At 48.6% G+C, this 13,473-nt stretch carries 9 protein-coding genes, 10 tRNA genes, 3 rRNA genes and 1 other RNA gene; 21 read left to right on the top strand and 2 right to left on the bottom strand.

The genetic code is table 11. The features are described from left to right. Window positions 1-58: 58 nt before the first annotated feature. From serS to P404_RS0108140, 5 genes are all read left to right on the top strand, one after another. Window positions 59-1,336, top strand: coding sequence for a serine--tRNA ligase (serS, locus tag P404_RS0108120; RefSeq protein ID WP_014969071.1), 1,278 nt, complete (start codon window positions 59-61; stop codon window positions 1,334-1,336). A gap of 137 nt (window positions 1,337-1,473) precedes the next feature. Further along, window positions 1,474-1,564: transfer RNA gene (locus P404_RS0108125), tRNA-Ser, on the top strand. Window positions 1,565-1,599: 35 nt separating this feature from the next. Continuing rightward, window positions 1,600-1,690 (top strand) — tRNA-Ser (locus P404_RS0108130). Between the two features lie 34 nt (window positions 1,691-1,724). Next, window positions 1,725-1,814 (top strand) — tRNA-Ser (locus P404_RS0108135). 108 nt (window positions 1,815-1,922) lie between these two features. Then, window positions 1,923-2,384 (top strand): DinB family protein, encoded by a 462-nt coding sequence (locus P404_RS0108140; protein WP_026830496.1) that lies wholly within the window; start codon window positions 1,923-1,925, stop codon window positions 2,382-2,384. A 41-nt stretch (window positions 2,385-2,425) separates the two neighbouring features. On the opposite strand, the gene P404_RS0108145 is transcribed toward P404_RS0108140, so the two are convergent. Further along, a complete protein-coding gene (locus P404_RS0108145; RefSeq protein ID WP_014969073.1) occupies window positions 2,426-3,103 on the bottom strand; it encodes a deoxynucleoside kinase in 678 nt (225 codons plus the stop codon). After that, window positions 3,100-3,729 (bottom strand): deoxynucleoside kinase, encoded by a 630-nt coding sequence (locus P404_RS0108150; protein WP_014969074.1) that lies wholly within the window; start codon window positions 3,727-3,729, stop codon window positions 3,100-3,102. Before P404_RS0108150 ends, P404_RS0108145 begins: the two co-directional genes overlap by 4 nt. Window positions 3,730-3,837: 108 nt before the next feature. Here P404_RS0108150 and tadA point away from each other — a divergent pair, with 108 nt between their 5' ends. The 16 genes from tadA (at window position 3,838) to P404_RS0108230 (ending at window position 13,473) form a co-directional block, all read left to right on the top strand. After that, window positions 3,838-4,344, top strand: a complete 507-nt coding sequence (gene tadA / locus P404_RS0108155) for a tRNA adenosine(34) deaminase TadA (protein WP_026830497.1) — start codon at window positions 3,838-3,840, stop codon at window positions 4,342-4,344. A gap of 48 nt (window positions 4,345-4,392) precedes the next feature. Beyond that, an RNA gene (ffs, locus tag P404_RS18220) (signal recognition particle sRNA large type) lies at window positions 4,393-4,659 on the top strand. 95 nt (window positions 4,660-4,754) lie between these two features. Continuing rightward, the gene (gene dnaX, locus P404_RS0108160; protein WP_026830498.1) at window positions 4,755-6,437 is read left to right on the top strand and encodes a DNA polymerase III subunit gamma/tau; all 1,683 of its coding nucleotides are present in this window, start codon (window positions 4,755-4,757) and stop codon (window positions 6,435-6,437) included. A gap of 22 nt (window positions 6,438-6,459) precedes the next feature. Further along, the gene (locus tag P404_RS0108165; protein ID WP_012368932.1) at window positions 6,460-6,780 is read left to right on the top strand and encodes a YbaB/EbfC family nucleoid-associated protein; all 321 of its coding nucleotides are present in this window, start codon (window positions 6,460-6,462) and stop codon (window positions 6,778-6,780) included. An 18-nt stretch (window positions 6,781-6,798) separates the two neighbouring features. Further along, complete coding sequence (gene recR, locus P404_RS0108170; protein ID WP_026830499.1) at window positions 6,799-7,398, top strand: recombination mediator RecR; 600 nt, start codon at window positions 6,799-6,801, stop codon at window positions 7,396-7,398. Next, complete coding sequence (locus P404_RS0108175; RefSeq protein ID WP_014969078.1) at window positions 7,395-7,619, top strand: YaaL family protein; 225 nt, start codon at window positions 7,395-7,397, stop codon at window positions 7,617-7,619. The genes recR and P404_RS0108175 overlap by 4 nt, the downstream gene beginning before the upstream one ends. A 343-nt stretch (window positions 7,620-7,962) precedes the next feature. After that, window positions 7,963-9,524: ribosomal RNA gene (locus tag P404_RS0108185) — 16S ribosomal RNA — on the top strand. A 167-nt stretch (window positions 9,525-9,691) separates the two neighbouring features. After that, window positions 9,692-12,607 (top strand): 23S ribosomal RNA (locus P404_RS0108190). Window positions 12,608-12,655: 48 nt separating this feature from the next. Beyond that, window positions 12,656-12,771 (top strand): 5S ribosomal RNA (rrf, locus tag P404_RS0108195). The 16S, 23S and 5S rRNA genes sit together here with 7 tRNA genes alongside, the layout of an rRNA operon. Before the next feature lie 72 nt (window positions 12,772-12,843). Further along, window positions 12,844-12,919, top strand: a tRNA-Asp gene (locus tag P404_RS0108200). A gap of 26 nt (window positions 12,920-12,945) precedes the next feature. Beyond that, window positions 12,946-13,021 (top strand) — tRNA-Phe (locus P404_RS0108205). Window positions 13,022-13,030: 9 nt separating this feature from the next. Continuing rightward, window positions 13,031-13,106: transfer RNA gene (locus P404_RS0108210), tRNA-Thr, on the top strand. A 10-nt stretch (window positions 13,107-13,116) separates the two neighbouring features. Then, window positions 13,117-13,192 (top strand) — tRNA-His (locus P404_RS0108215). Window positions 13,193-13,218: 26 nt separating this feature from the next. After that, window positions 13,219-13,294 (top strand) — tRNA-Lys (locus P404_RS0108220). Window positions 13,295-13,303: 9 nt separating this feature from the next. Continuing rightward, window positions 13,304-13,387 (top strand) — tRNA-Leu (locus P404_RS0108225). Window positions 13,388-13,398: 11 nt separating this feature from the next. Next, window positions 13,399-13,473, top strand: a tRNA-Gly gene (locus P404_RS0108230).

Genomic DNA, 13,473 nt, shown 5'->3' on the forward strand with positions numbered 1-13,473 from the left:
TTTTTGAACCGGAGAGGGATGGATTGCCTTTTTTTATTGAAAAAAAGGAGGAAGAAACATGATTGATATTAAACGGTTACGTCAGGATTTTGATGCGATTCAAGAAAAGCTCGCCCACCGAGGTGAAGATTTGACGGACATGAATCGTTTTATCCCACTCGATGAAAAGCGCCGGGAACTGATTGCAAAAACAGAAGTCCTCAAAGCCGAACGGAATGAGGCGACGAAAAAAATCGCAGAACTCAAACGGAACAAAGAAAACGCAGATGAGGCCATCGCTGCGATGCGTCAAGTCGGGGAAGAAGTCAAGGCGCTCGATGACGAGTTACGCGAAGTCGAAGCAACACTTAACTTGTTATTGCTAGGTATTCCGAACATTCCCCATGACAGCGTTCCGATTGGTTCTTCGGAAGATGATAATGTCGTCATTCGGGAAGTCGGTGAAAAACCAGCCTTTGATTTTGAAGCGGTTCCCCATTGGGATTTGATGGAGCAATTGAAAATCGTTGACGTCGAACGGGCAGGGAAAGTGACGGGAAGCCGGTTTGTGTTCTATCGTGGAGCCGGTGCTCGCCTCGAACGCGCATTGATCAACTTCATGATGGATCTCCATCAAGATAAAAATGGGTATACGGAAATCTTGCCGCCACTCATGGTCAACCGGGATTCTATGACAGGAACCGGACAACTTCCGAAATTCGAAGAGGATGCGTTCAAAGTCGAAGACACGAACTACTTCCTCGTTCCGACAGCAGAAGTACCGGTCACGAACATGCACCGGGAAGAAATTTTGTCAGCCGACCAGTTACCGATTGGTTATGCCGCATACAGCCAATGTTTCCGCTCTGAAGCAGGTTCTGCCGGTCGTGATACACGTGGCTTGATCCGTCAACACCAATTCAATAAAGTGGAACTTGTTCGTTTCGTCAAACCAGAAGAATCATACGAACAGCTTGAGTTATTGACAGGGCAAGCAGAAGACGTCTTGAAATTACTTAAACTGCCTTATCAAGTGCTCAGCATGTGTACAGCGGATCTTGGTTTCACGGCAGCGAAGAAATATGACATCGAAGTGTGGATGCCAAGTCAAGGCGTCTATCGTGAAATTTCTTCTTGTTCAAACTTTGAAGATTTCCAGGCACGTCGGGCACAAATTCGTTTCCGCCGGGAAGCGAACGGAAAACCAGAATTCGTTCATACGTTAAACGGATCTGCCTTAGCCGTTGGTCGGACAGTCGCAGCAATCCTTGAGAATTACCAGCAAGCGGATGGGTCAGTTGTTATTCCAGAAGTACTTCGTCCATACATGGGTGGACTTGAAGTCATTCAAGCATAAGTCAGGGAGGGGAGATTTTCCCCTTCTAATTTTTAAAAAAGTTTTTTTAGAAAAAGACTTTACACAATAAAACCAAGATGCTATCATAGTTTATGTCAGGAAGGCGCTTGTGCAACACAACGCTCGATTATAAGTATGGAGGCGTACTCAAGTGGTTTAAGAGAACGGTCTTGAAAACCGTCAGGCGGCGAAAGCCGTGCGTGGGTTCGAATCCCACCGCCTCTTCCATTTATTTTTTTTTATCTGAAAACTACATTTAACTTGGAGGCGTACTCAAGTGGTTTAAGAGAACGGTCTTGAAAACCGTCAGGCGGCGAAAGCCGTGCGTGGGTTCGAATCCCACCGCCTCTTCCATTTCTTTTTTTTTACCTAAAATTACATTTAATATGGAGTCGTACCCAAGCCCGGCTGAAGGGGACGGACTCGAAATCCGTTAGGGGTCGTAAGGCCCGCGTGGGTTCGAATCCCACCGACTCCGCTTATATATAAGCATCTCACGTTTTTTGTGAGATGCTTTTTTGTTGCTTCAAGGGAGAGGGGCGTGCTATGTTTTCCTACATCTCAAATAGCAGAAGGAGAACTTATCATGACGATTACAAAACAAACCTTACTCACCCACTATCAAGAAACGATTGACTTCGTTCGTGAGCTTGACCACATACTGGAAGAAACATGGCGGACACCCTACGCTGAAGGGAAATGGACGGTCGCTGAGATCGTTGGACACTTATCACCGTGGGATCGCTTCATCGTCGCGGAACGTTTACCGTATGTACTAGCGAATGAATCGTTCGAGGTGACACCGGACAGTCAGGCGGTCAATGAAGAAGCGGCAAAAATGAGCCGGGAACAGCAACGGATTTTAACGATTGATGAATTTTTAGTCAGCCGCGATCGCTTGCGTGTTGCCGTCGACTTGATTCCGGAAGACCGTTTGACGGATACGTTTACGTCGAAAGGCAAAACGATTTCACTTCTTGATTTTTTAGGGGCAATGATGCAACACGACCTTCATCATCAAGCACAAATTGAACAAGTCACCGCTTGACAACAAAAGCCCGTTGACGGATTCGTCAACGGGCTTTTGTATTAGCGGATCTTCGCAATCCGTGCAACTTCAAGTTGCTTGTCGATTTTTGATAAAATCCGTTCAATTGATTCCGGTTCGTTTAACAGATCGTACTCATCGATCGACAAACGGAGGACAGGACAGATCGTAAAGTTGTTGATCCAGTTTGTATACCGCTCATACATCTCTTCCCAATACTCGATTGGTGTCTGTTGCTCCATCTCACGTCCACGGAGACGAATGCGCTCCAAGACCTGTTCGAATGAACCTTCGAGATAAATCAACAAATCCGGATGCGGGAAAAACGGCGTCATGACCATCGCGTCAAACAGACTTGAGTAGGTCTCATAGTCTGTTGGTGACATCGTTCCTTTTTCGAAGTGCATCTTCGCGAAAATGCCTGTATCTTCGTAAATCGAACGGTCTTGAATGAAACCCCCACCGTATTGGAAGATTTTCTTTTGTTCCTTAAACCGTTCTGCCAAGAAGTAGATCTGCAAGTGGAAGCTCCACCGCTCGAAATCATGGTAGAATTTATCGAGATAAGGGTTTGTATCGACTTTTTCAAGAGATGTCCGGAAACCAAGTGAGTCTGCTAGACCGTTCGTGATCGTCGATTTACCGATACCGACCATTCCACCAATCGTGATGACGGCATCTGCCGGGATGTTATACTTTTCGCGTAACTTCGAGTTCATGCGTGGTTCGCTCCTTCATATAATTCATTGCGGATCTTTGTCAGGACGTAATCTAAATCTTCCGGACGTTTGACGAAGTCGAGTTCATCTCCGTTAAATCGAATGACTTTTACTTCTGGATGTTTTAACTGATAGTCTGTGACGAACGTTTCGTAGTCAGCTGCGAGTTGTTCGAGATAGGCACGTGACATGTTTTCTTCAATCTCACGCCCTCGCAACGCAACACGTTTCATCAACGTATCGATGCTCGCATCTAGATAGATGACGGCATCCGGTTTTGGCATATCCGTCGTCAGGATTGAATAAATTTGTTCGTATTTATCAATATGTTCGACTTTTAGAGAACGATGGGCAAAAATGAGATTTTTAAAGATATGATAATCAGCGACGACAGAGCGTTGCTTGCTAAGATAGTGACGGTCGATGTCATCGAGTTGCTTAAAGCGATTACACAAGAAGAACATTTCCGTTTGGAAACTCCATTCTTCGATGTCTTCATAGAACTTTCCAAGAAAGGGATTTTCTTCGACGATTTCGCGTAACATAGAAAATGAGAAATGGTGACTGATGGCGTTTGCAAGTGAAGTTTTGCCAACACCAATTGGTCCTTCAACCGTTATGAACATATTCAATTACCCTCCGTTCAGCAAAGTGCAATTTATATTTTAGCACAAAGAAGCGGCACCTGCCGAAGTTTCAAGGAGAGAATTTTTGTAAAGATAGGAAGTGTGAAGATGGAACGGCATGAATACTATATGCGTCTTGCAATGCAGGAGGCAAAAAAAGCGGAAGCAATCGGTGAAGTTCCGATTGGTTGCGTCATCGTCAAAGGAGACGAGGTCATTGCTTCCGGTTACAACCACCGTGAAACGAATCATCAAGCGACGGCTCATGCAGAATTATTGGCGATTGAAGCAGCATGCGAGAAGCTCGCCAACTGGCGTCTGGAAGGGTGTGAGCTTTACGTAACACTCGAACCATGTCCGATGTGTGCCGGAGCTATCATGCTGTCGCGGATTGAACATGTCATCTTTGGTGCGGTCGATCCTAAAGGAGGATGCTGTGGAACATTGATGAATCTTGTGCAGGATGATCGATTCAACCATGTCTCACAGTTGACCGGTGGTATCCTTGAACAGGAGTGTGGTGAGATGCTGACCTCGTTTTTCCGGGAGCTCCGGGCGAAAAAGAAACAACAGAAACGGGCAATGGGTTGCAACGCAACGAATGAAACAGTATAATGAAAAAGCACTCGAAACAAGTGCCACTAAAATACGATAAACCATTTGCCGTGCTAGGTGGGGATGTAGCGGTTCCCTGTCACTCGCAATCCGCTATAGCGAGACTGAATTCCATATCGAGGGATAGGATTGGTGTGGTCTGCCTTACGTAAGTAGCGTTGACGTCTGAGTCCTGCGCAACAGATACCCATGAACCAGGTCAGGTCCGGAAGGAAGCAGCCTTAAGTGGTGCTCTCTGTGTGCCGCGGGAGTGCTTGGACTGAGCAGGCTGCGTGAGTAACGCATGTTGAACCTATTTCAGAATATGGTGCGCGGCAGTTTAATTTTAGATAACAAGTCTACAGCCGGTTCCGGTTGTAGACTTTTTTAGGTAGAATAGAGTCAGGATCATAAAAAAAGGAGGCGCAAATTTGGCCTATCAAGCATTATATCGTGTGTACCGGCCGCAACGTTTTGATGAAGTCGTGGGACAAGCTCATATCACCCGGACGATTCAAAACGCCTTGATGGAACAACGGATGTCGCATGCCTATCTGTTTTCCGGACCACGTGGGACGGGGAAAACGAGCCTGGCAAAAATCATTGCCAAGGCAATCAACTGTGAACAAGCACCTGTAAATGAACCATGTAACGAGTGCCCGACGTGTCGAGCGATTACGGAAGGTTCAAGTCCGGACGTCTTTGAGATTGACGCGGCATCGAATAACGGTGTCGATGAGATTCGAGAGATCCGGGACAAGGTCAAATATCCACCGTCCGAAGCAGCCTACAAAGTGTACATCATCGATGAAGTGCATATGTTATCGACCGGTGCTTTTAACGCTTTACTAAAGACGTTAGAAGAGCCGCCTGCCCATGCGATCTTCATCTTGGCGACGACAGAACCGCATAAGATACCGGCGACGATCATTTCGCGCTGTCAACGTTTTGACGTCAAGCGTCATGAAGTTGATCAATTGATGGAACGGATGCAGTACATCTTATCGGATCAAACGATTGGTTATACCGAAACGGCGTTACGCTTAATTGCTAGGGCCGCGGATGGTGGGATGCGGGATGCGTTAAGTTTACTGGATCAAGCCGTCGCTTTTTCGAATGGTGATCTAACGGATGCGGCTGTACTCGAAGTGACGGGCGCAGTGGAGGACGAGGCATTGCTTGCTGTCGCAAACGCCTTACAGGCACATCAAGTCGATCAACTTCTACAAATACTTGAAAAAATGCAACGGGCCGGGAAAGATTTAAAACGATTTGTGGAAGATTTGGTATTCTTCTACCGGGATACGCTGTTACTCAAAACGTCACCGACGGCAGTTGACCTCCTAGAGCGAGCCCGTCCGACGGAAGCATTTAAAACATTTGTCGAGACGATTGAGACGGAAACGTGTTTCCACATCATCGAACAGCTGCATGATTGTCAGCAACAGATGCGTTTAACGAACCATCCACGTGTTCTAGTTGAAATTGCCTTCATTCAGATTGCTGAACAGGGGCGAACGACAGGACAAATCGTTCAGACCTTACAACAAGAAGTCCGGGAACTAAAAGAACAGATGCATCAATTGAAAGTATCGGGTGTACCTGCTGCTGAAAATACACCTGCTCAACCGGTCAAACGAAAGCAGGCACGACCGACTGTCCGGATTGCCAAGGAACGGATCAGACAAATGTTGAGCCGAGCGGAAAAGGCGCAGCTTCTTGAAATTCAGGAACGTTGGGATGCCATTTTGAAATTAATCTTGAAGCAGGACGGACCGATCTATTCCTTAGTCCACGAAAGTAAACCGGTTTTATGTTCAGGGGATACGTTGTTGATTGAATTCGATAACGGTAAAGGGTGGCATTTTGAACAGGTCATGACGAATGAGCGGACACGTTTCGTCATCGAAGAAGCCTTGTTTGAAGTCTGTGGCGTCAAACGTCAAATTCTTGCGATTCTCGATAATGACTGGAAAGAACTAAAAGCAGAGTTTGTTGCGAAACGAAATAGTAGTAATATAGAAGAGAAAGAAGTAGCCGTCGAATCGGAAGAAGATCGGCTGTTGTCCGAGACGCTCGGACGATTTGGTGATATCGTAGAATTTGAAGACTAATCTTACTTGAGGAGGAACAATTATGCGCGGTATGGGAAACATGAACAACATGATGAAACAAATGCAAAAGATGCAAAAAGATATGGCGAAAGCTCAAGAAGAGTTAAAGGATTTGACGGTTACGGGAACAGCTGGAGGCGAAATGGTCTCAGTCGTAGCTGACGGACACAAAAATATCATCGATGTCATCATCAAAGAAGAAGTCGTGGATCCAGATGATGTTGAAATGATTCAGGACTTGGTTCTTGCTGCGACGAACGATGCCTTGAAGAAAGTGGATGAACTCGTTTCAAGTAAGATGGGTAAATTTACACAAGGGATGAACATGCCGGGAATGTTTTAAACTGTAGGGGGAAATGAATTGCAATATCCTGAAGCAATCAGCCGTTTGATTGAAAGTTTCACGAAGTTACCAGGGATTGGTCCGAAAACGGCTGTTCGTCTTGCCTTCCATGTCTTAGATATGGAAGAAGACGATGTGTTGATGTTCGGAAAAGCACTGGTGAGTGCGAAACGAGATATTTCTTATTGTAGTATCTGTGGAAACATCACAGATAAAGATCCCTGTTACGTCTGTTCCGACAAACACCGTAATCGGACAATTGTTTGTGTCGTTCAAGATTCACGTGATGTCATCGCAATGGAAAAAATGCGTGATTATCAAGGGTTGTATCATGTCCTACATGGAGCAATCAGTCCAATGGAAGGAATCGGACCGGAAGACATCAATGTGTCGAGCTTATTGACACGTCTCCAAGCGGACGAAGAGATTACAGAGATCATATTGGCGACGAACCCGAATATCGAAGGGGAAGCGACTGCGATGTATCTTTCTCGATTATTGAAACCAACGGGCATTCGCGTCACTCGGATTGCACATGGTCTTCCTGTTGGTGGCGATCTAGAGTATGCGGACGAAGTCACGTTGTCTCGTGCTATGGAGGGAAGACGGGAGTTATGAGCTGGTTTCGAAAAAAAATCCGAAACGAATATGATGAACGTTTTCTTCGGGAACTGTCTCAAGCAAAAGAGAACTATCTTATGAAACGTCATTTGCTTGAAATCAGTTATGATGATCATGGTGAGCTCGAAGCTCAAATGAAACTGGCTGAATCTCTATATTACTTCTATATCAGAGAAGCGAAAAAAAGACGTGTCTCATTAACGACTTTACGATCATAAAGAAACCGAAGAGGCGATCGCCTTTATTTCTAGGCGATCGCCTCTTTTTATTCTTTTTGAAATTATTTTAGTAAAAGAGTTGTCAAGATGTAACTATCGTGGTATATTAATTCTTGTCCTTAAGAGGACGAGCGCACTGCGGGAAACAAGAAAAAAACTTCTTTTGAAAAGTTGTTGACTTATTGTTTCAGACTTGGTATTCTAATTGAGTCGCCAAAACAGGCGCGGACGAACTTTGAAAACTGAACGATGAGGCAAAAAACGTATCTTCGGATACAAACAATGAATGAAGCGCAAGCTTCGTCAACGTGACTTCGGTCACAACAACGAGCAAGTCAAACACTTTATGGAGAGTTTGATCCTGGCTCAGGACGAACGCTGGCGGCGTGCCTAATACATGCAAGTCGAGCGCAGGAAGCTCACGGAACTCTTCGGAGGGAAGTGAGGGGAATGAGCGGCGGACGGGTGAGTAACACGTAAGGAACCTGCCTCAAGGATTGGGATAACTCCGAGAAATCGGAGCTAATACCGGATAGTTCTTCAGACCGCATGGTCTGATGATGAAAGGCGCTTCGGCGTCACCTTGAGATGGCCTTGCGGTGCATTAGCTAGTTGGTGGGGTAATGGCCCACCAAGGCGACGATGCATAGCCGACCTGAGAGGGTGATCGGCCACACTGGGACTGAGACACGGCCCAGACTCCTACGGGAGGCAGCAGTAGGGAATCTTCCACAATGGACGAAAGTCTGATGGAGCAACGCCGCGTGAGTGATGAAGGTTTTCGGATCGTAAAACTCTGTTGTAAGGGAAGAATAGGCGTGAGAGGTAATGCTCATGCTATGACGGTACCTTACGAGAAAGCCACGGCTAACTACGTGCCAGCAGCCGCGGTAATACGTAGGTGGCAAGCGTTGTCCGGAATTATTGGGCGTAAAGCGCGCGCAGGCGGCCTTTTAAGTCTGATGTGAAAGCCCCCGGCTCAACCGGGGAGGGTCATTGGAAACTGGAAGGCTTGAGTACAGAAGAGAAGAGTGGAATTCCATGTGTAGCGGTGAAATGCGTAGAGATGTGGAGGAACACCAGTGGCGAAGGCGACTCTTTGGTCTGTAACTGACGCTGAGGCGCGAAAGCGTGGGGAGCAAACAGGATTAGATACCCTGGTAGTCCACGCCGTAAACGATGAGTGCTAGGTGTTGGGGGGTTTCCGCCCCTCAGTGCTGAAGCTAACGCATTAAGCACTCCGCCTGGGGAGTACGGCCGCAAGGCTGAAACTCAAAGGAATTGACGGGGACCCGCACAAGCGGTGGAGCATGTGGTTTAATTCGAAGCAACGCGAAGAACCTTACCAACTCTTGACATCCCCTTGACCGCTTGAGAGATCAAGTTTTCCCTTCGGGGACAAGGGTGACAGGTGGTGCATGGTTGTCGTCAGCTCGTGTCGTGAGATGTTGGGTTAAGTCCCGCAACGAGCGCAACCCCTATCCTTAGTTGCCAGCATTTAGTTGGGCACTCTAGGGAGACTGCCGGTGACAAACCGGAGGAAGGTGGGGATGACGTCAAATCATCATGCCCCTTATGAGTTGGGCTACACACGTGCTACAATGGACGGTACAAAGGGCAGCGAGACCGCGAGGTGGAGCCAATCCCAGAAAGCCGTTCCCAGTTCGGATTGCAGGCTGCAACTCGCCTGCATGAAGTCGGAATCGCTAGTAATCGCAGGTCAGCATACTGCGGTGAATACGTTCCCGGGTCTTGTACACACCGCCCGTCACACCACGAGAGTTTGCAACACCCGAAGCCGGTGAGGTAACCGCAAGGAGCCAGCCGTCGAAGGTGGGGTAGATGATTGGGGTGAAGTCGTAACAAGGTAGCCGTATCGGAAGGTGCGGCTGGATCACCTCCTTTCTAAGGAAAACGTCCCGTAAGGGACATGCCCATCGTTCAGTTTTGAGAGCTCGTCTCTCAGTCTCGATAAGAGACACTCGCACCTTGAAAACTGAAGACATCAACAAGACATCAAATTTTTTATAACCATGTCATTAGACGTGTGTTCTTAGAATACCAAAATGCTAGATCAAGGTATGAAGGGCGTACGGTGGATGCCTTGGCACTAGGAGCCGATGAAGGACGCGACGAACAGCGATATGCTTCGGGGAGCAGTAAGTATGCTTTGATCCGAGGATTTCCGAATGGGGGAACCCACCATCCGTAATGGGATGGGACATGTTACATGAATACATAGTGTAGCGTGAGGCAGACCCGGGGAACTGAAACATCTAAGTACCCGGAGGAAGAGAAAGCAAATGCGATTCCCTGAGTAGCGGCGAGCGAAACGGGAACAGCCCAAACCGGAGAGCATGCTCTCCGGGGTTGTAGGACACTCTATACGGAGTCAAAAAGGAAGACAGTAGGTGAACGACCTGGAAAGGTCGGCCGAAGAAGGTGACAGCCCTGTAGCTGAAACTGTTTTCCCTCCAGAGTGGATCCTGAGTACGGCGGGACACGTGAAACCCCGTCGGAATCCGGGAGGACCATCTCCCAAGGCTAAATACTCCCTAGTGACCGATAGTGAACCAGTACCGTGAGGGAAAGGTGAAAAGCACCCCGGAAGGGGAGTGAAATAGATCCTGAAACCGTATGCCTACAAGTAGTCAGAGCCCGTTAATGGGTGATGGCGTGCCTTTTGTAGAATGAACCGGCGAGTTACGATAGCGCGCGAGGTTAAGCTGATGAGGCGGAGCCGTAGCGAAAGCGAGTCTGAATAGGGCGCCATAGTGCGTTGTCGTAGACCCGAAACCAGGTGATCTACCCATGTCCAGGATGAAGGTCAGGTAACACTGACTGGAGGTCCGAACCCACGCACGTTGAAAAGTGCGGGGATGAGGTGTGGGTAGCGGTGAAATGCCAATCGAACCTGGAGATAGCTGGTTCTCCCCGAAATAGCTTTAGGGCTAGCCTCGAGGTTGAGAGTTCCGGAGGTAGAGCACTGATTGGACTAGGGGCCCCCACAGGGTTACCGAATTCAGTTAAACTCCGAATGCCGGCAACTTATACTCGGGAGTCAGACTGCGAGTGATAAGATCCGTAGTCAAGAGGGAAACAGCCCAGACCGCCAGCTAAGGTCCCAAAGTGTATGTTAAGTGGAAAAGGATGTGGCGCTGCCTAGACAGCTAGGATGTTGGCTTAGAAGCAGCCACCATTCAAAGAGTGCGTAATAGCTCACTAGTCGAGTGGCGCCGCGCCGAAAATGTAACGGGGCTAAACATACCACCGAAGCTGCGGATTCCGTAAGGAATGGTAGGGGAGCGTTCCAAACCGCTGTGAAGCTGTACCGTAAGGAGCAGTGGAGCGTTTGGAAGTGAGAATGCCGGTGTGAGTAGCGAAAAGAGGGGTGAGAATCCCCTCCGTCGAAAGCCCAAGGTTTCCTGAGGAAGGCTCGTCCGCTCAGGGTTAGTCTGGACCTAAGCCGAGGCCGAAAGGCGTAGGCGATGGATAACAGGTTGATATTCCTGTACCACCGATCCACCGTTTGAACAATGGGGGGACGCAGGAGGATAGTGACGCATGCGGATGGAAGTGCATGTGTAAGTTTCGAGACCGTCTGATTGGCAAATCCGTCAGGCATCAAAGTCGAGGAACGATGCGGAGTCCCGTAGGGACGAAGGTCACGATTTCACACTGCCAAGAAAAGCCTCTAGTGAGGTGGAAGGTGCCAGTACCGTAAACCGACACAGGTAGGCGGGATGAGAATTCTAAGACGCGCGGGATAACTCTCGTTAAGGAACTCGGCAAAATGGTCCCGTAACTTCGGGAGAAGGGACGCTCTACATTGAGTAGAGCCGCAGTGAATAGGCCCAAACGACTGTTTAGCAAAAACACAGGTCTCTGCTAAATCGCAAGATGACGTATAGGGGCTGACGCCTGCCCGGTGCTGGAAGGTTAAGGGGATGGGTTAGCGCAAGCGAAGCTTTGAACCGAAGCCCCAGTAAACGGCGGCCGTAACTATAACGGTCCTAAGGTAGCGAAATTCCTTGTCGGGTAAGTTCCGACCCGCACGAAAGGCGTAACGATTTGGGCACTGTCTCAACGAGAGACCCGGTGAAATCATAGTACCTGTGAAGATGCAGGTTACCCGCGACAGGACGGAAAGACCCCATGGAGCTTTACTACAGCCTGATATTGAGGCTTTGTGCATGATGTACAGGATAGGCGGGAGACGTCGAGACCGGAGCGCCAGCTTCGGAGGAGTCACCCTTGGGATACCGCCCTTCATGCATAGAGTCTCTAACTCGCAGCCGTCATCCGGCTGGAGGACCGTGTCAGGCGGGTAGTTTGACTGGGGCGGTCGCCTCCTAAACAGTAACGGAGGCGCCCAAAGGTTCCCTCAGAATGGTTGGAAATCATTCGTAGAGCGCAAAGGCAGAAGGGAGCTTGACTGCGAGACCTACAAGTCGAGCAGGGACGAAAGTCGGGCTTAGTGATCCGGTGGTTCCGCATGGAAGGGCCATCGCTCAACGGATAAAAGCTACCCTGGGGATAACAGGCTGATCTCCCCCAAGAGTCCACATCGACGGGGAGGTTTGGCACCTCGATGTCGGCTCATCGCATCCTGGGGCTGGAGTAGGTCCCAAGGGTTGGGCTGTTCGCCCATTAAAGCGGTACGCGAGCTGGGTTCAGAACGTCGTGAGACAGTTCGGTCCCTATCCGTCGTGGGCGCAGGAAATTTGAGGAGAGCTGTCCTTAGTACGAGAGGACCGGGATGGACGCACCGCTGGTGTACCAGTTGTTCCGCCAGGAGCATCGCTGGGTAGCTACGTGCGGACGGGATAAATGCTGAAAGCATCTAAGCATGAAGCCCCCTCCAAGATGAGATTTCCCTTTGAGTAATCAAGAAAGACCCCTCAGAGACGATGAGGTAGATAGGTCACGGGTGGAAGCATGGCGACATGCGGAGCTGAGTGATACTAATCGGTCGAGGCTTTGTTCTAGCAGATGATCTTGTTGATGACTTCAGTTTTGAGGGCGCGAGCCCGTCGTCTGGTGACGATAGCCAAGTGGTCACACCCGTTCCCATGCCGAACACGGAAGTTAAGCACTTGAACGCCGAAAGTAGTTGGGGGCTTCCCCCTGTGAGGATAGGACGTTGCCAGGCATACTTTTTTAATAAAGTATTTGACAATTTTGACGGATTGATATATTATTATAGAAGTCGTCAAGTTACCACGGTCCTGTGGTGTAGCGGTTAACATGCCTGCCTGTCACGCAGGAGATCGCGGGTTCGAATCCCGTCAGGACCGCCATTTTTATTTACCGAATTTTTAATTATGGCTTTGTAGCTCAGTCGGTAGAGCAGAGGACTGAAAATCCTCGTGTCGGCGGTTCGATTCCGTCCAAAGCCACCATTTACACCTGCCGGTGTAGCTCAGCTGGTAGAGCAACTGACTTGTAATCAGTAGGTCGCGGGTTCGACTCCTGTTGCCGGCACCATCTTAATATGGCGGTTGTGGCGAAGTGGTTAACGCACCGGATTGTGATTCCGGCATTCGTGGGTTCAATTCCCATCAGTCGCCCCATTTTATTTTTTAACTTAATACTATTCGTGTCATTAGCTCAGTTGGTAGAGCATCTGACTTTTAATCAGAGGGTCGCAGGTTCGAATCCTGCATGACACACCATTTTTTTATGCGGGTGTGGCGGAATTGGTAGACGCGCTAGATTTAGGATCTAGTGTCTTTGACGTGGGGGTTCAAGTCCCTTCACCCGTACCATTTATATGTATGCGGAAGTAGTTCAGTGGTAGAATACGACCTTGCCAAGGTCGGGGTCGCGGGTTCGAATCCCGTCTTCCGCTCCA

The organism is Exiguobacterium antarcticum DSM 14480, from assembly GCF_000685865.1.
GTDB lineage: Bacteria > Bacillota > Bacilli > Exiguobacteriales > Exiguobacteriaceae > Exiguobacterium_A > Exiguobacterium_A antarcticum.

Excerpts from the sequence above, each read along its gene's own strand:
- serS (WP_014969071.1), top strand. The coding sequence starts at position 59 with ATGATTGATATTAAACGGTTACGTCAGGATTTTGATGCGATTCAAGAA.
- P404_RS0108140 (WP_026830496.1), top strand. The coding sequence starts at position 1,923 with ATGACGATTACAAAACAAACCTTACTCACCCACTATCAAGAAACGATT.
- P404_RS0108145 (WP_014969073.1), bottom strand. The coding sequence starts at position 3,103 with ATGAACTCGAAGTTACGCGAAAAGTATAACATCCCGGCAGATGCCGTC.
- P404_RS0108150 (WP_014969074.1), bottom strand. The coding sequence starts at position 3,729 with ATGTTCATAACGGTTGAAGGACCAATTGGTGTTGGCAAAACTTCACTT.
- tadA (WP_026830497.1), top strand. The coding sequence starts at position 3,838 with ATGGAACGGCATGAATACTATATGCGTCTTGCAATGCAGGAGGCAAAA.
- P404_RS0108165 (WP_012368932.1), top strand. The coding sequence starts at position 6,460 with ATGCGCGGTATGGGAAACATGAACAACATGATGAAACAAATGCAAAAG.
- P404_RS0108175 (WP_014969078.1), top strand. The coding sequence starts at position 7,395 with ATGAGCTGGTTTCGAAAAAAAATCCGAAACGAATATGATGAACGTTTT.